This is a genomic window from Rhizobium sp. BG4 (assembly GCF_016864575.1).
Lineage (GTDB): Bacteria > Pseudomonadota > Alphaproteobacteria > Rhizobiales > Rhizobiaceae > Rhizobium.
The window spans coordinates 914,169-929,897 of record NZ_CP044126.1; the positions used below are offsets into that span (position 1 = coordinate 914,169).

The 15,729-nt window shown below is 64.1% G+C and carries 16 protein-coding genes; 8 read left to right on the plus strand and 8 right to left on the minus strand.

Annotated elements, in window-relative coordinates:
* Together F2982_RS24380 and F2982_RS24385 are read left to right on the plus strand one after the other, a co-directional pair.
* On the plus strand, positions 1–756 hold the full coding sequence (locus F2982_RS24380; RefSeq protein ID WP_203430202.1) for a DUF1028 domain-containing protein: 756 nt from the start codon (positions 1–3) through the stop codon (positions 754–756).
* Positions 757–782: 26 nt separating this feature from the next.
* Positions 783–2,603 carry an ABC transporter ATP-binding protein gene (locus F2982_RS24385; RefSeq protein WP_203430203.1) on the plus strand — a complete coding sequence of 607 codons (1,821 nt, stop codon included), beginning with the start codon at positions 783–785 and terminating at the stop codon, positions 2,601–2,603.
* Positions 2,604–2,761: 158 nt separating this feature from the next.
* Here the strand turns inward: F2982_RS24385 and F2982_RS32100 are convergent, their stop codons facing one another.
* Positions 2,762–2,893: a hypothetical protein gene (locus F2982_RS32100; protein WP_281438214.1), complete on the minus strand. Its 132-nt coding sequence runs from the start codon at positions 2,891–2,893 to the stop codon at positions 2,762–2,764.
* Here F2982_RS32100 and F2982_RS24390 point away from each other — a divergent pair.
* The 6 genes from F2982_RS24390 (at position 2,892) to F2982_RS24415 (ending at position 8,347) form a co-directional block, all read left to right on the plus strand.
* Positions 2,892–4,385, plus strand: a complete 1,494-nt coding sequence (locus tag F2982_RS24390) for a DegQ family serine endoprotease (protein ID WP_199625556.1) — start codon at positions 2,892–2,894, stop codon at positions 4,383–4,385. The two genes, F2982_RS32100 and F2982_RS24390, sit on opposite strands and share 2 nt — an antisense overlap.
* Before the next feature lie 142 nt (positions 4,386–4,527).
* The gene (locus tag F2982_RS24395; RefSeq protein ID WP_130280265.1) at positions 4,528–5,199 is read left to right on the plus strand and encodes an amino acid ABC transporter permease; all 672 of its coding nucleotides are present in this window, start codon (positions 4,528–4,530) and stop codon (positions 5,197–5,199) included.
* Complete coding sequence (locus F2982_RS24400; RefSeq protein ID WP_203430204.1) at positions 5,199–5,870, plus strand: amino acid ABC transporter permease; 672 nt, start codon at positions 5,199–5,201, stop codon at positions 5,868–5,870. Before F2982_RS24395 ends, F2982_RS24400 begins: the two co-directional genes overlap by 1 nt.
* A gap of 1 nt (position 5,871) precedes the next feature.
* Positions 5,872–6,606 carry an amino acid ABC transporter ATP-binding protein gene (locus F2982_RS24405; protein ID WP_199625558.1) on the plus strand — a complete coding sequence of 245 codons (735 nt, stop codon included), beginning with the start codon at positions 5,872–5,874 and terminating at the stop codon, positions 6,604–6,606.
* A 9-nt stretch (positions 6,607–6,615) separates the two neighbouring features.
* Complete coding sequence (locus tag F2982_RS24410) at positions 6,616–7,533, plus strand: N(4)-(beta-N-acetylglucosaminyl)-L-asparaginase (protein WP_203430205.1); 918 nt, start codon at positions 6,616–6,618, stop codon at positions 7,531–7,533.
* Positions 7,534–7,555: 22 nt separating this feature from the next.
* Positions 7,556–8,347 carry a transporter substrate-binding domain-containing protein gene (locus tag F2982_RS24415; RefSeq protein ID WP_199625560.1) on the plus strand — a complete coding sequence of 264 codons (792 nt, stop codon included), beginning with the start codon at positions 7,556–7,558 and terminating at the stop codon, positions 8,345–8,347.
* A gap of 36 nt (positions 8,348–8,383) precedes the next feature.
* Here F2982_RS24415 and F2982_RS24420 read toward each other — a convergent pair whose 3' ends face one another.
* From F2982_RS24420 to F2982_RS24450, 7 genes are all read right to left on the minus strand, one after another.
* On the minus strand, positions 8,384–9,385 hold the full coding sequence (locus F2982_RS24420) for a LacI family DNA-binding transcriptional regulator (protein ID WP_199625561.1): 1,002 nt from the start codon (positions 9,383–9,385) through the stop codon (positions 8,384–8,386).
* 127 nt (positions 9,386–9,512) lie between these two features.
* Positions 9,513–10,031, minus strand: a complete 519-nt coding sequence (locus F2982_RS24425; RefSeq protein ID WP_203430206.1) for an RES domain-containing protein — start codon at positions 10,029–10,031, stop codon at positions 9,513–9,515.
* Positions 10,024–10,395, minus strand: coding sequence for an antitoxin Xre/MbcA/ParS toxin-binding domain-containing protein (locus F2982_RS24430; protein WP_130280273.1), 372 nt, complete (start codon positions 10,393–10,395; stop codon positions 10,024–10,026). Before F2982_RS24430 ends, F2982_RS24425 begins: the two co-directional genes overlap by 8 nt.
* Positions 10,396–10,474: 79 nt before the next feature.
* Positions 10,475–11,257: a crotonase/enoyl-CoA hydratase family protein gene (locus F2982_RS24435; protein ID WP_203430207.1), complete on the minus strand. Its 783-nt coding sequence runs from the start codon at positions 11,255–11,257 to the stop codon at positions 10,475–10,477.
* Positions 11,254–12,114: a hydroxymethylglutaryl-CoA lyase gene (locus F2982_RS24440; protein WP_203430208.1), complete on the minus strand. Its 861-nt coding sequence runs from the start codon at positions 12,112–12,114 to the stop codon at positions 11,254–11,256. Before F2982_RS24440 ends, F2982_RS24435 begins: the two co-directional genes overlap by 4 nt.
* Positions 12,111–14,090: an acetyl/propionyl/methylcrotonyl-CoA carboxylase subunit alpha gene (locus F2982_RS24445; RefSeq protein WP_203430209.1), complete on the minus strand. Its 1,980-nt coding sequence runs from the start codon at positions 14,088–14,090 to the stop codon at positions 12,111–12,113. Before F2982_RS24445 ends, F2982_RS24440 begins: the two co-directional genes overlap by 4 nt.
* A gap of 7 nt (positions 14,091–14,097) precedes the next feature.
* Complete coding sequence (locus F2982_RS24450) at positions 14,098–15,705, minus strand: carboxyl transferase domain-containing protein (protein ID WP_203430210.1); 1,608 nt, start codon at positions 15,703–15,705, stop codon at positions 14,098–14,100.
* Positions 15,706–15,729 lie beyond the last annotated feature (24 nt).

A 15,729-nucleotide genomic window follows, 5' to 3' on the forward strand; every position in this document is an offset into this window, starting at 1 on the left:
GTGACCTATTCGATCGTCGCCCGTGACCCCGATAACGGCCATCTCGGCATCGCCGTCGCCAGCCGCTTCTTCGCCGTCGGCGGCATCGTGCCGCATATCCGCGGCGGCATCGGCGCGGTGGCGACGCAGGCCTTCGTGAATCCGCTGAACGGCGTCGACGGTCTTGCGATGCTCGCCGCCGGTCAGGCGCCGGAAGCGATCGTTGCCGAACTTGCCGCGCGCGACGAAGGCCGCGACCAACGGCAGTTCCACATGATCGACGCGACGGGGCGCAATGCCGCCTTTACCGGCGAGAAATGCATCGACTGGGCCGGGCATCTGGTCGCCGAGAATGTCTCTGTAGCCGGCAACATGCTGGCCGGCCCGCAGGTGATCGCGGCCACGCTCGAGACCTTCCAGAAGACTGCAGGCAAGCCGCTCGCCGAAAGGCTGCTGGCAGCCATGCAGGCTGGCGAGGATGCCGGTGGCGACAAGCGCGGCAAGCAATCCGCCGCACTCGTGGTCTACCGCGACCAGGATTATGCCTGGCTCAACATCCGCGCCGACGACCATGCCGATCCGCTGGATGAGCTGCGGCGGCTCTATGCCGTCGCCGGTGAACGCTATCTGCATGTCGCCGAAACGATGGCGACCCGTGAAAGACCGAGCGGCATGATCGACCGTCGCGAGATCGACGCGAAGATCGCCGCACTCGAAGCAGCCCGCCTCGCCGAGGGACGCCCTTCGGCATCCTTCGCCACACCGCTCAAGAGCTAGACCGAACCATGAAGCAGGAACAGGATATGGGTGAAGCTGCAAAACCGGTGCTTTCGGTCAACAACCTGACCACGTCGTTTCTGGTCGACGGTGCCTGGAGGCCGGTCGTGCGCGACGTCTCCTTCGACGTCATGCCCGGCGAGACCGTGGCGATCGTCGGCGAGAGCGGCTCGGGCAAGAGCGTCACCTCCCTGTCGATCATGCGCTTGCTTGCCAAGAAGCAGAGCCGCATCGAGGGCAGCATCCTGCTGAACGGCAAGGATATCCTGTCGCTGTCCGACCGGGAGATGCGCCGGGTGCGCGGCAACGATGCGGCGATGATCTTCCAGGAGCCGATGACATCACTGAACCCGATCTTCACGATCGGCCGCCAGATCTCGGAAGCGCTGACCTGCCACGGCGAGATGACCAAGAGCGAGGCGCGGGCCGAAACGATCCGCCTGCTCGAAAAGGTCCGCATCCCCAACGCCTCTTCGCGCTTCGACGAATATCCTCACCAGTTTTCCGGTGGCATGCGCCAGCGCGTGATGATCGCCATGGCGCTCGCCTCGCGCCCGAAGCTCCTGATCGCCGACGAGCCGACAACGGCGCTCGACGTGACGATCCAGGGCCAGATCCTCGACCTGATCAAGATGCTGCAGGAAGAGGAAGGCATGTCCGTTCTCTTCATCACCCACGACATGGGCGTCGTCGCCGAGATTTCCGACCGCACCATCGTCATGTATCGCGGCGAGGCCGTCGAAACCGGTGCGACCGACGACATCTTCCATCGCGGCAAGCATCCCTACACCCGTGCGCTGCTCTCGGCGGTGCCGCGGCTGGGCTCGATGACCGGCCAGAAATGGCCGCTGCGTTTCCCCGTTGTCGATACCGCGACGGGCGAGCGCAGCGAACCGGCCGCCGTTGCCGATACCGTCGATCGCGGCAAGACGCCGATCCTTCAGGTCAAGAACCTGACGACGCGCTTTGCCATCCGCGGCGGCATTTTCGGCAGCCGAACAGGCGCTATCCATGCCGTCGAGGACGTGTCCTTCGATCTCTTCCAGGGCGAGACACTGTCGCTGGTCGGCGAATCCGGCTGCGGCAAGTCGACGACGGGGCGCTCGATCACCCGGCTGATCGAGCCGAATGCCGGCAAGGTCAATCTCGACGGCTACGACGTCACCGGCCTCGATTCCTCGAACCTCCGGCGGATGCGCCGCAGCATCCAGATGATCTTTCAGGATCCCTTCGCCAGCCTCAATCCGCGCATGACCGTCGGCGCCACCGTCAGCGAGCCGATCGTGGCGCACGGCCTCGGCACTCGGGCGCAGGCCCGCGAGAAGGCCGCCGACCTGCTCGAACGCGTCGGCCTGAAGCCTGATATGATGGAGCGCTATCCACACGAGTTTTCCGGCGGTCAGCGCCAGCGCATCTGCATCGCAAGGGCGCTTGCGCTCGATCCGAAAGTCATCGTCGCCGACGAGAGCGTTTCGGCACTCGACGTCTCGATCAAGGCACAGGTCTGCAATCTCCTGATGGACCTGCAGCAGAGCCTCAACCTCGCTTTCCTGTTCATCTCGCATGACATGGCCGTCGTCGAGCGCGTCAGCCACCGCGTCGCCGTCATGTATCTCGGCGAGATCGTCGAGATCGGCCCGCGCGAGGCGGTGTTCGGCAACCCACAGCACCCCTACACGAAGAAGCTGATTTCGGCGGTCCCGGTTCCCGATCCGGCGCGCCGCGGCATCAGACGCGGCCTCTCGACGGACGAGCTGAAGAGCCCGATCCGGCCGCTCGGCTATGTGCCGCCGAAGCGGTGCTACAAGAGCGTCAGCGAAGGCCATCTGGTTCAGGTCGAGGCCTGAACCAGCGGGCTCCCGCCCCGCCCGGATTTGTTCCAGCCTCTAAATATTAAATCTCTGTAATGCTTACGGTTTTGCAATGAAACCGTAATGAACATTTAATTTGTAAAGTGACGCTGCGCGGCGCATATCAGTTCTCAAGCGCTAATTCTTCACGAAACCTAGTAAACACCGCCAATACTGGCGATTTTATCTTCGATCGCGAAGAATTCGTGTATTTCGCCCGACGCCCGCGTTCCCGGCATGGAACCAAGACGCCGCTTAGCAACGATTTGCAAGGGACCATTCGCCATGTCCAAGATTCTCCTCAAGCACCGCACAGCAGCGCTTCTGGGTGCAGCCCTGATTGCAGGCACCGCAGCGCTTCCCTTCACCATCAATGCCGCGACCGCTGTCGCAGCCCCGGCCGAAATCGGCGGCACGCTTGCCTCCGGCGGTTCGTTTGCGCCGATCGTCGATGCCGACAAGCCTGCCGTCGTCACCGTCACCACGACCATGAAGGCCACTGATGCCAGCGACCAGCAGTCGCCGATGGACGAGCAGTTCCGCCAGTTCTTCGAGCAGCAGGGCATCCCCTTCCCGCACCAGGCACCGAAGAATGAAGGCGGCCAGCATGCGATGGCTCTCGGCTCCGGCTTCATCATCAGCCCCGACGGCGTGATCGTCACCAACAACCACGTCATCGACAATGCCATGGATATCAAGGTGACGCTGGATGACGGTACCGAACTGCCGGCCAAGCTGGTCGGCACCGATCCGAAGTCCGATATCGCCGTCCTGAAGATCCAGGCGCCGAAGCCGCTCGCCACCGTCGCCTGGGGTGATTCCGACAAGCTGAAGCTCGGCGACCAGATTCTGGCGATCGGCAACCCCTTCGGCATCGGCACGACGGTGACTGCCGGTATCGTTTCGGCCCGTGGCCGCGACCTGCATAGCGGCCCCTATGACGACTTCATCCAGATCGACGCACCGATCAACCACGGCAATTCGGGCGGCCCTCTGGTCGACCGCGACGGCCATGTCGTCGGCATCAACACCGCCATCTACTCGCCGAATGGCGGCAGCGTCGGCGTCGGCTTCGCCATTCCTTCCGATGAAGCCAAGATGATCGTCGCCAAGCTGCAGAAGGATGGCTCGATCGAACACGGCTATCTCGGCGTGCAGATCCAGGCCGTCACCAAGGATGTTGCCGATGCCGTCGGCCTCAGCGACGCCCAGGGCGCTCTGGTCGCCGCCGTCTCCGGTGATACGCCTGCCGCCCGCGCCGGCATCAAGACCGGCGACATCGTGACCGCCGTCGGCGGAGAAGCCGTCAAGACGCCGAAGGACCTGTCGCGCCTCGTTGCCGACATGAGCCCCGGCGCCAAGCAGACGATGACCGTCTGGCGCGATGGCAAGAGCACCGACCTGAACGTGACGATCGGCGGTAACGACGACGGCCAGAAGCAGGCCGCAGCCGACGAAAGCGACGGCAAGACCCAGAGCGGCCCGAGCATCGGCGTCGGTCTTGCCGACCTGACGCCCGATGCCCGCCAGGAACTGAACCTGCCGCGCAGCATCAACGGCGCTGTCGTTGCCAGCGTCAACCCCGACAAGCCGGCCGCCGCTGCCGGCATCCAGACGGGCGACGTGATCGTCTCGGTCAACGACAAACCGGTGCACGACGCCAGCGATGCCAAGGCCGCCGTTGCGAGCGCCGCGAAGTCGGGCCGCAAGTCGGTGCTGCTGCTGATCGAACGCGGTGGCAACAAGACGTTCGTGGCCGTGCCGTTCTCCGCCGCCTGAGAGGCGCCAAGCCGCGACGAGACGCCCCGCACCCTCATGCGGGGCGTCTCACTATTCCACAGCTTCCCCACCTCGGCGCTTGACAGCGCCGTTTTGTGACCGCAATATGAAACCGGTTTCAATCGTGCTTGGGGGAGCGATCGTGCGGTTCGACCTTTCGATCCTTTTGCCGCATCTCGGCTTTCTCGGCAAAGGCGCGCTGCTGACGGCGGAAGCCTGCGCGCTGGCGCTGCTCGGCAGCGTCATCATGGGCGCCTTCGTGGCCATCGCCCGCACCTCGTCGTCGCAGACGCTGCGCCGCGTTGCCTTCGTCTATGTCGACATCTTCCGCAACGTGCCTTTCATCGTGCAGCTGTTCTTCTTCTATTACGGCCTGCCGGAGCTCGGTATCTATATCGATGCCTTTACGACAGGCGTCGTGGCTCTGTCGATCGCCGGCGGCGCCTATGCCTCCGATGTCATCCGCGCCGGCATCCTGGCGATCGATCCCGGCATCATCGAAGCGGCCGAAGTCAGCGGTCTGTCGCGCCGGGTGACCTTCACCAAGATCGTGCTGCCGATCGCGCTCAGGACCTCGATCCGCCCGCTCGGCTCGGTGCTGATCAACCTGATCCTGACCTCCTCGATCCTCTCGACCATCACGCTGAACGAGCTGACCGGCTCGGCGCAGATCGTCGTGTCGCAAACATACCGGCCGTTCGAGGTCTATGTCGTGCTGCTCGTCGCCTATGCGGCGCTCACCTATCTCGTCTCGCTCGGCGTCACGCTGCTTCACCGCCGCCTCAACCGTGACATGATGGAGGCCGTCGGCTGATGCGCTATACGGATTTCACCCCCTTCGATCTCGTGCTTTTGGCCCAGGGCCTCGGCGTCAGCGTCGCGCTTTTCCTCAGCACCTCGCTCATCGGCCTGGTGATCGGCATTCTCTGGGCCGTCGTGCGCTTCTACCGGGTCCCGGTGCTGCTGCAGATCGTCACCTTCCTCTCCGAGCTCCTGAAGAACTCGCCGGTCCTCGTGCAGCTCTTCCTGGTCTTCTTCGGCCTTCCCGCACTCTTCCATATCCGCATCACCCCGGTCACCGCCGCGACGATCACGCTATCGGCCAATACCGCCGCCTTCGTCTATGTCATCGCCGTATCGGCGATCGAATCCATCAGTCGTGACCAGATCGAGGCCGCCCGCGTCTTCGGGCTGACGCGCTGGCAGGTGCTGCGCCATGTCGTGGCACCGCAGGCGATGGCCTTTGCGATCGGCCCGCTGATCGCGCTGCTCGTCAATCAGTTGCAGGTGACATCGCTAATCTCCGTCATCGGCGTCGTCGATCTCACCAAGATCGGCAATATCCTGAACCTGCGCACGCTGAAGCCGTTCGTCGTCTGGACCGCCGTCGGCCTGCTCTATTACGCGACGGCCAAGCTGGTCGCGCTTCTCGGCACCCGTTTCGAAAACCGCCTCAGGGCCCATAGCGCCTGGAGAGGGCTCTGACATGCTCAAAGTAGAAAACGTCAAGAAAGCGTTCGGCTCGACCACCGTCCTCGACGGTGTGGACCTGACGATCAATCCGGGCGAGGTCGTCTCGATCCTGGGATCATCGGGTTCCGGCAAGTCGACGCTGATCCGTTGCATCAACGGACTGGAAAAGCTGAACGCCGGCCGCATCCTCGTCGACGACTTCGATGTCGGCAAGCCGAAGGAACTGACCGAGGCACGCAAGCGCTCGGCCACGGTCTTCCAGCTCTTCAATCTCTATCCGCATATGACCGTGCTCGGAAACGTCACACTGGCGCCGATCGAGGTGCTGAAGAAGCCGCGCGCCGAAGCCGAGGCGACCGCCCGTGCACTCCTGCAATCCGTCGGACTCGGCGAGCGCGCCGATGCCTATCCGGCCCAGCTTTCCGGCGGCCAGCGCCAGCGCGTCGGCATTTGCCGGGCGCTTGCCATGCAGCCGCGTTACCTGCTGCTCGACGAAGTGACGAGCGCGCTCGATCCGGAAATGACGGCAGAAGTTCTGGCGATCCTCGCCAAGCTCGCCGAAGAGGGCACGACGATGCTCTTCGTCACCCACGAGATCGAATTTGCCCGGCAGATTTCCGACCGGATCGTCTTCCTCGACAAGGGCAAGCTGCTTGTCGACCTGCCGACCGAACAGTTTTTCGCCGCCGATGGCGGCATGGCGCAGCCCCGCGTTGCCCAGTTCCTTTCCAAGATGCGTAAAGATTAGAGGTTTTTCATGCTGCTCATCGCCAACAAAGAAGCCTGGCCGGGTTTTGCCCATACGGTCGACATGCTGCGCAGCGGCGCCAACAGCCTCGACGCCATGGTCGCCGGCATCGGCAAGGTCGAGAGCGAAGTGAAGGTTCGCAGCGTCGGCTACGGCGGCTGGCCGAACATGATCGGCGACATGGAACTCGATGCCGCCGTGATGGACGGCACGACGCGCGATGTCGGCTCGGTCGGCGCCGTGCCGAACACGCTACCGGTCGCAAGGCTCGCCCATGAAGTCATGAAGCGCCTGCCGCATGTGATGCTGACCGGCAACGGCGCCCGCCGCTTTGCAAGTGAAATCGGTTTCCCGGAAGACGACGTTCTGTTCGAAGACAGCAAGCGCGTCTGGTGGGAGCGGCTGGAAAAGGAAGTCGCGCCCGAGGACCTCGCGAAATTCCCCAACATTCCCTTGGCGCCGCTCAGCAAGGCGATCACCGATCCCGAGCGCGTCCGCGACACCACCGTCTTCCTCTCCGCCGATGCCGCCCGCGGGATTCACGCGGCAACCTCCACCTCCGGCTGGGCCTGGAAATATCCGGGCCGCCTCGGCGACTCGCCGATCCCCGGCGCCGGCTTCTATGCCGACAGCCGCTACGGCGCGGCCGCCTGTACCCATACCGGCGAGATGACGATGCGCTGCTCGACCTCGCGCACCATCGTTCTCGCCATGAAGCTCGGCTATTCGCTGTCCGACGCGATTAAGCTCGCCGTCGAGGAGCTTAACGAACTGGATACCGGTTTCCTTGCAGGTGTCGTCATTCACGCAGTTGACGCAAAAGGAAATCATGAGGTGGTGAATTTCAGATGCGAGGGCGAAATCAGCTACTGGCTCTGGGAGGATTCAATGTCCGAACCGGAATTGCGGGCAGCGAAACAGGCATAATCAACGAAGAGGGAATGGAACAATGAAACGCTTACTCACCGCGATCGCTGCGATCGCCGTCGTCGCAGGCTCGGCTCTGCCGTCCTTCGCCGGCATGCTCGATGATATCCGTTCGCGCGGCACGATCCGCATCGGCGTCTCGCTCGGCGGCGAACCGATCGGCTTCCGCGACGACCAGAACAATCCCGTCGGCTACGACGTCGATGTCGCCAAGCGCCTGGCCGAGAAGATCGGCGTTCCCGTCGAGTTCACCGACGTTTCCGGCGATGCACGCATCTCGATGCTCGTCTCCGGCCAGATCGACGTCGCGATCGCCAATACCTCGGCAACGCTCGAGCGCGCCAAGGTCGTCAATTTCTCGATCCCCTATAACCGCGCCGGCCTGCGCATCATCGTGCAGAAGGATGCGGGCATCAAGGATCTGAAGGATCTCGCCGGCAAGAAGATCGTTGTCGGCCGTGGCACGACGGGCGAAACCTTCCTGAAGACCGCCGTTCCGGATGCCGAACTGGTCTATGTCGACCAGTTCGCGCCTGACGGCGTGCTGCAGCTGCAGCAGAAGCGCGTCGATGCTGCTATCGAGGACTCCTCGCTGCTCGACTACCTCGCCACCAAGAACCCGGCGCTGGTCACCCTCGCAGGTCTCTACTCGAACGACCCGATCGGCATGGCCGTCGCCAAGGGCGACCCGGAATTCGTCCGCTGGCTCGATATGTTCGTCTCCGATTACATCCAGTCGGGCGCTTACGAAGCAAACTACAAGAAGTGGTGGGGCCCCGAAGCCAACCCGCCGGCTCTGAACCCGCAGTGGTAAAAACAAGAAGGCCGCCCCTCGGGGCGGCCTTTCTCGTTACGACGTCGCCCGCAGCACAAAGCGGGTGGGAACCGAGATCGGCGGCTGGCCGGAGCGGAAGCCTTCGGGGTCGGCGATGAAATCGACGACGTGGCGGACATAGTCGGATTTGTCGTAGCCGATCGACGAGATCGGATAGGCGTCGAAATCCGTCAGCGACAGGTTGTCGAAGCCATATAGGCGGAAGCGTGGCGGCTTGTTGCCCGGAAAATCGGACCGGCAGACATCGAGGATGCCCATCGCCATGGCATCCGAGGTGCAGAAGATCGCGTCCGGACAGTCATTACCCGTCAGAACGGCGGCCGCCGCGTGACCGCTGGCATAGGAATAATCTCCCTGGACGGTGCGCACGAGCTCGATCTTGTGCTGCTCGAAAGCCTTCTGATAGATGCCGATGCGGCTATGCTCGACCGGCGAGGAGGCGCGGCCGGTGACGAGGCCCGCGGTCCTGACCCGCTTGCTGGCGGCATCTGCCACCGCCTGGAATATCCCCGTCGCCTCGTCGGGCATGACGACAGGGGAGAGATGGTCGTGCAGACCGTTCAGCATCACGACGAGATCCGAACGGAACATCTTCCGCACCGTCACTGCATCGGCGAAATCCGAGAAGACCAGCGCGGCATCCACATGATAGGCGACGCCGTTGCGCAGGAACTCCTCGACGCGCGCCACCGAGCCGATGCGGATCAGGATCACCTGTTTGCCGATCGACTGGATCTGGTCGATCAGCCGGTCGAAGAGATCGAGGTCGGAAAGATCGTGGATGTGGTTGACGACGACGGCGACGAGATTGACGGTCTTGGTCGTCAGGCTCTGGGCCAAGAGATTGGGCTTGTAACCGAGGGTGTTCGCCGCCTCGATCACCCGCTCGCGCTTGTCTGCCGAAACCGGCCTTGGCTCGGTCGACAGCGCCCGGCTTGCAACGGCTCGGGAGACCCCCGCCAGCCGCGCCACATCGGCAATCGTCGGAGCAGCGTCACGGCCGGTCGGTGCTTTCATCGTCAATCGCTTCCCCGCATTTTCGTATCGGCGCCACTGAAGATGGCAGCCATTTCCGGCAAACTGCCAGATTGCGCCGTGCTTCGCAATCATGCCCAAATGGGTCAGGCCGGCGGGCTGCAAAAGCCTAGAGCCAGGAGGCTGCCGTTTTCGGCAGACGCCCTTCGGGATCGATGGCGCGAAGCTCGGGCGAACCGGGCGTATTCCAGCGCCAGAGGGCGACGCAGGTTCCGCCCGGCGACATGAAGGAGGGGTAGATGACGCCATCGAAGCCGTCGGCGATCAGCCGTTCGCGCAGGCGGTGCGTCGTGGGAATGCGTCCGGCGTCAAGCTCCTGGCGCCACTCGCAGCGGTGGATATCCGCTGCCTCGCCATAGGATTCGAGAACTGCCGAAGCGGTCGTGTCCGCAAGCCGCGCACCGGCCAATTCCAGTTGGGCGATGATCGCCGGATGCTGGACGAAGCCTTGATTATATTCAGCCCAGGCGGTCGAGAGCTCGCGGGCGGCATAGATCGTCGATGCGCCAACCGGATTCCAGCGCCCGCCGAAGCGCGCCGCTCCCTCGCCGGAGAGCGGCGCGAAAGCCCAGCGCGGGACGAAGGCCCGCCAGAGCTTGAGGATATCGCCGGAATTCCGGTCAGGCATAGACGCCTGATCGAACCGCTTCGAGATAGGCGAGAACCTTGCCGGACTTGCCTTCACCGACAAGATCGAACGCGGTCTTGCCGCCCCAGCCGGGGATCGGCTGATGCTTGAACCAGATCACGGCGCGATTGTCGTCTCCCGCCATCTCGCTGGCCATCGAGAGGATGCGCACGACATTGCTCAGCGCACCGTCGACCTTGCGGGCGCTGGACTTCGCCGTCAGCGTGTTGCGCGCCACCCCGATCAGCTTCGCGAGCTCCGCCAGCGTCACGCCGAGCTGATCGGCAACGCGGCGCGCCGAGAGGAAAGCCGATTGGCCATCGCCGAAGCGGGCCGCAGCAATGTCGAGACCGATAGCTGCCATGGTGATGATCCTAGCATATTTTGACAGTCGCTCGTTCAAAATATGCTCAGATGACGCTTAATTCAAGCGTAAGGCGACGTCACCGCCGCCAGGATGGCGCACGCTTCTCGAAAAAGGCAGTGACGCCTTCCTGGGCTTCCGCAGTCTCCCAGGTATCGGCGAGTTGCTCAATCGCCCGGTCGATGACCTCGTCGGTGATCGGGTTCCCCAGCGATTTCAGAAGCGCCTTGGCGCGGGATGCGGCCTCGGGCGAGGCCTGCAGCAAATGGCCGATCTCCGCATCGACGGCCTCGTCCAGCGCATCGGCCGGGACGGCGCGGTTGACGAGCCCGATTGCCGCTGCCTCCTGGGCATCGATGAGCTTGCCCGACATGAACAACCCGCGGGCCGCCGAGACGCCGATCCGGGCGATGACGAAGGGGCTGATGGTTGCCGGGATGATGCCGAGACGCACCTCCGTCAGCCCGAATTTCGCAGTGTCGGCCGAAATCACCAGGTCGCAGACGCTGAGAAGCCCGACGCCCCCGCCGAAGGCGTTGCCGTTGACCTTGGCAATCACGGGTTTCCGGAGATCGTCCAGCGCCCGGTAGGTCATGGCCAGCCGCCGCGCCTCGGCAATGCGCCCGGCCCGCGTTGCCGTGAACTGATCACGCATCCAGCCAAGGTCGCCGCCCGCGCAGAAGCTCTTGCCTTCTCCCGACAGCACGACGGCGCGCACTGCGGGATCGGCGGACAGTTTTGCGGCGACGGCGATCAGCTCGTCCATCATCAGCGATGACAGCGCATTGTGCTTATCCGGGCGTGCCAGCCTCACATGGGCGACGCCGCCCTCGACCGTGACATGAAGCGTTTCGAAACTCATCCATCACTCCTCAGGCCACGCGCAAAGCGGGCCACATTCTCAAGCGCATCGAGCCGCAAGCCGGTGTCGATCCCTTTTGCCTGCAGATGCCGGGCAACGGCGAGCGTATCGACATTGCCTTTTGCGCCCGGCGCATAGGGGCAGCCGCCGAGGCCGCCGATCGAGGCGTCGAAGACGGCGAGGCCGCGCTCAAGCGAAACGTCAATGTTTTCAAGAGCTCGGCCTGACGTATCGTGGAAATGCCCGGCCAGCATCGACGCCGGGGCTTCCCCGAGCACGCTGTCCAGCATCCGGTCCACCGCCTCCGGCCGCCCGCGGCCGATCGTGTCTCCGAGGCTGATCTCGAAACAGCCGAGGCGGCGGAGTTCCGCCGCAACCCGGGCTGCGGCTTCCGGGGCGACTGCGCCCTCATAAGGGCATTCCACGACGCAGCTGACATAGCCGCGCATCGGAATGCCGGCCTCGCGGCTCGCGTCGGCGACCGGCCTGAAGCGCTCGATACTTTCGGCGATCGAGCAATTGATATTGCGCTGGGAGAAGGTTTCGGAAGCCGACGCGAAGATGGCGATCTCGCCGGCATCGGCGGCGAGCGCTTCCTCGAAGCCCTTCATGTTCGGCGTCAGCACGGCATATCGCGTCCCGGCCCGCCGCTTGATCCCGGCCATGACGGCAGCGGCATCGGCGAGCTGCGGCACCCATTTGGGGCTGACGAAGCTCGTCACTTCGATGCGCTCGAAACCGCAATCGGAGAGCATGTCGACCAGCCTGATCTTGTCGGCGGTCTCGACGAAACGCACCTCGTTCTGCAGGCCGTCGCGCGGCGACATCTCGACGATGGTCACGCGGGACGGGGTCATTCTTCGGCGGCCTTCAGGCTGACGAGCAGCGCGCCTTCCGACACCTGCTGTCCTTCGCTGACGGCGACATTCTCCACCACCCCGTCGCGCGGCGCGGCAAGCGTCAGCTCCATCTTCATCGCCTCCATGACGACGAGCGGATCGCCCTTCGAAACCGTGCCGCCCGCGACCGCCCGGACGATCTTCACGAAACCAGGCATCGGCGCGATCAGCCGGTCGCTGCCTGCCCCTTCGGAAGCAGCGGCCGAAAGCGGATCATCGAGATCGAAGACATGGACCGCGCCATCGAAGCGCAGGCTGAGATGACCGCCATGACGGCTGACCTCGACGAAGACCTGACGGCCATCCGCCTCGACCTGCACACCCCCGCCATCACGCCTGACGATGCGGACAGGGATGACCCGCTGGCCATTGTGGACGGCGAACATGTCGAAGCCGCGCGCCACGACGCGCAGGCTGGAGACATCGCCCGCATAATGCAGCGTCACGATGCGCTGCATCTCGCTCCAGAGCTGCCAATGCCCCAGCGTTTCCCAGGGGTCGCTGCTTGCCTGCCTGGCCTCCAGCGAGAGAACGGCGGCAAGAGCGATTGCCGTTCCACTGGGCTCGGCGGCGGCCGTCAGCATTTCGAGGTTGCGATCGATCAACCCGGTATCGGGATGACCGCCGGCGAAATCGTCCTGACGCGTCAGATTGGCGAGGAAGGCAAGGTTGCTCACCGTTCCCTCGATCCGCGTCGCCTCCAGCGCGTGGCGCAGGGCGGTGAGCGCCGCCTGGCGGTTCGGACCATGGACGATCAGCTTGGCGATCAGCGGATCGTAATGCGTGGAAATACGGTCACCGGCACGAATCCCGGCATCGACGCGGACGCCGGTCTCGGGAAACGCGAGCCGCTCGATCTTGCCCGTCGCCGGCAGGAAGCCTTTCGCGGCATCCTCGGCATAAACGCGCGCCTCGAAGGCCCAGCCATTGATCGCAAGCTCGGCCTGCTTCTTCGGCAGCGGCTCTCCGGCCGCCACCCGCAGCTGCCATTCGACGAGATCGACGCCCGAGATCGCTTCGGTCACGGGATGCTCAACCTGCAGGCGGGTGTTCATCTCCATGAAGAAGAAGCGATCGGGCCAGAGGCCATCCGAAACATCGGCGATGAATTCGACGGTGCCGGCACCGCGATAATCGATCGCCCGGGCAGCGCGCACCGCGGCTTCTCCCATGACCCGGCGCATCTCAGCCGTCATGCCCGGCGCCGGCGCTTCCTCGATCACCTTCTGATGGCGGCGTTGCAGCGAGCAGTCACGTTCGAAGAGGTGGACGGCATTGCCGTGGCGGTCACCGAAGACCTGCACTTCGATATGACGCGGCCGCAGCAGATATTTCTCGATCAGCACCGCATCGTCGCCGAAGGCGGCAAGCGCTTCGCGCCGGGCGGCATCGAGGGAGGCGGCAAAATCCTGCGCATCATCGACGCGGCGCATGCCCTTTCCGCCACCGCCGGCCCGCGCCTTGATGAGAACGGGATAGCCGATCTCTGACGCCCGTGCGGCGAGGAAATCCGGATCCTGATTGTCGCCGTGATAGCCGGGAACAACGGGAACGCCCGACTGCTCCATCAGCGCCTTCGCGGCATCCTTCAAACCCATCGCCCGGATGGCCGAAGGCTGCGGGCCGATGAAAGTCAGGCCGGCCGCTTCGACAGCTTCGGCAAACGCGGCATTTTCAGAAAGGAATCCGTAGCCCGGATGGACAGCCTGGGCGCCGGAGCGCTCGGCAGCGGCGATGATACGCTCGATCGAGAGATAGCTTTCCTGCGCCGGTGCGGCGCCGATGCGATAGGCTTCGTCGGCAAGCTCGACGTGCAGCGCGCCGCTATCGGCATCGGAGTAGACGGCGACCGTCTTTATTCCCATGCGCCGTGCGGTGCGGATGACGCGGCAGGCGATTTCACCCCGGTTTGCGATGAGTATCTTGTCGAACATCGCCGCCTCACATCCTGAACAGGCCAAACCGGGTCTCGCCGATCGGCGCATTCAGCGCCGCCGACAGCGAAAGCCCGAGCACATCGCGGCTCTTCGTGGGATCGACCACTCCATCATCCCAGAGACGCGCCGAGGCATAGAGCGGATGGCTCTGGCTCTCGAAGCGGTCCAGCACCGGCTGCTTGAAGGCCGCCTCCTCTTCCGCCGTCCACGGCTTGCCCGAGCGCGCCAGCGCCTCGCCGCGCACCGTGGCGAGAACACCGGCCGCCTGTTCGCCACCCATCACGGAGATGCGGCTGTTCGGCCAGGTCCAGAGGAAGCGCGGCGAGAAGGCACGGCCAGCCATGCCGTAATTGCCAGCACCGAAGGAGCCGCCGATCAGCATGGTGATCTTCGGCACCTTCGTCGTCGCCACCGCCGTCACCAGCTTGGCGCCGTTCTTGGCGATGCCTTCCGTCTCGTATTTACGGCCAACCATGAAGCCGGTGATATTCTGCAGGAAGACCAGCGGGATCCTGCGCTGCGAGCAGAGCTCGACGAAATGCGCGCCCTTGAGCGCCGATTCCGAGAAAAGCACGCCATTGTTGGCAATGATACCAACAGGCATCCCGTGGATATGGGCAAAGCCGCAAACGAGCGTGGCGCCATAACGCGCCTTGAACTCGTCGAACCGCGAGCCGTCGACGACACGGGCGATGATTTCCCTGACGTCATAGGGCGTGCGCAGATCGGCAGGCACGATCCCGGCAATTTCGGCCGGATCGTAAAGCGGCGGCTCCGGCGCCTGAAGTTCGATATCCGTCCGCTTCGGGCGATTGAGCGCGGCGACACTGCGGCGGGCAAGGGCGAGCGCATGCGCATCGTCGCGCGCCAGATGATCGGCCACGCCCGACAGCCGCGTATGAACGTCGCCGCCGCCGAGATCCTCGGCGCTGACGACCTCCCCCGTCGCCGCCTTCACCAGCGGCGGACCGGCAAGAAAGATCGTGCCCTGCCCCTCGACGATGATCGTCTCGTCGGACATGGCTGGCACATAGGCGCCGCCCGCCGTGCAGGAGCCCATGACGACGGCGATCTGCGGAATGCCGGCAGCCGACATGTTCGCCTGATTGAAGAAAATGCGGCCGAAATGATCGCGGTCCGGGAAGACCTCGTCCTGGTTCGGCAGATTGGCGCCGCCTGAATCGACGAGATAGATACACGGCAGGTTGTTCTCCGCGGCAATCTCCTGCGCCCTGAGATGCTTCTTCACCGTCATCGGATAATAGGTGCCGCCTTTGACCGTCGCGTCGTTGCAGACGATCATGCATTCGTGACCCATAACCCGGCCAATCCCGGTGATCAGCCCCGCCGACGGCGCATCGCCGTCATACATGCCGTGGGCGGCAGTCGCCGCAACCTCGAGAAACGGCGTCGCCGGATCGATCAGCCCCATGACCCGATCGCGCGGCAGCATCTTGCCACGCCCGATATGCCGCTCCCGCGCCGCCTGCCCGCCGCCATTGGCCGCCAGCCGGACAGCGTCGTCGACAAGCTTGCTCGCTTCACCCATCGCCGCACGATTGGCCTTGAAGGCTTCGGAATTGGTGGAGATTTCGGATCTCAGTACGGTCATTGACCGCCCTCCGGTGATACCATA

Excerpts from the sequence above, each read along its gene's own strand:
- F2982_RS24390 (WP_199625556.1), top strand. The coding sequence starts at position 2,892 with ATGTCCAAGATTCTCCTCAAGCACCGCACAGCAGCGCTTCTGGGTGCA.
- F2982_RS24445 (WP_203430209.1), bottom strand. The coding sequence starts at position 14,090 with ATGTTCGACAAGATACTCATCGCAAACCGGGGTGAAATCGCCTGCCGC.
- F2982_RS24430 (WP_130280273.1), bottom strand. The coding sequence starts at position 10,395 with ATGGCAGCTATCGGTCTCGACATTGCTGCGGCCCGCTTCGGCGATGGC.
- F2982_RS24420 (WP_199625561.1), bottom strand. The coding sequence starts at position 9,385 with ATGAAAGCACCGACCGGCCGTGACGCTGCTCCGACGATTGCCGATGTG.
- F2982_RS24415 (WP_199625560.1), top strand. The coding sequence starts at position 7,556 with ATGAAACGCTTACTCACCGCGATCGCTGCGATCGCCGTCGTCGCAGGC.
- F2982_RS32100 (WP_281438214.1), bottom strand. The coding sequence starts at position 2,893 with ATGGCGAATGGTCCCTTGCAAATCGTTGCTAAGCGGCGTCTTGGTTCC.
- F2982_RS24425 (WP_203430206.1), bottom strand. The coding sequence starts at position 10,031 with ATGCCTGACCGGAATTCCGGCGATATCCTCAAGCTCTGGCGGGCCTTC.
- F2982_RS24435 (WP_203430207.1), bottom strand. The coding sequence starts at position 11,257 with ATGAGTTTCGAAACGCTTCATGTCACGGTCGAGGGCGGCGTCGCCCAT.
- F2982_RS24400 (WP_203430204.1), top strand. The coding sequence starts at position 5,199 with ATGCGCTATACGGATTTCACCCCCTTCGATCTCGTGCTTTTGGCCCAG.
- F2982_RS24450 (WP_203430210.1), bottom strand. The coding sequence starts at position 15,705 with ATGACCGTACTGAGATCCGAAATCTCCACCAATTCCGAAGCCTTCAAG.
- F2982_RS24385 (WP_203430203.1), top strand. The coding sequence starts at position 783 with ATGGGTGAAGCTGCAAAACCGGTGCTTTCGGTCAACAACCTGACCACG.
- F2982_RS24440 (WP_203430208.1), bottom strand. The coding sequence starts at position 12,114 with ATGACCCCGTCCCGCGTGACCATCGTCGAGATGTCGCCGCGCGACGGC.
- F2982_RS24405 (WP_199625558.1), top strand. The coding sequence starts at position 5,872 with ATGCTCAAAGTAGAAAACGTCAAGAAAGCGTTCGGCTCGACCACCGTC.
- F2982_RS24410 (WP_203430205.1), top strand. The coding sequence starts at position 6,616 with ATGCTGCTCATCGCCAACAAAGAAGCCTGGCCGGGTTTTGCCCATACG.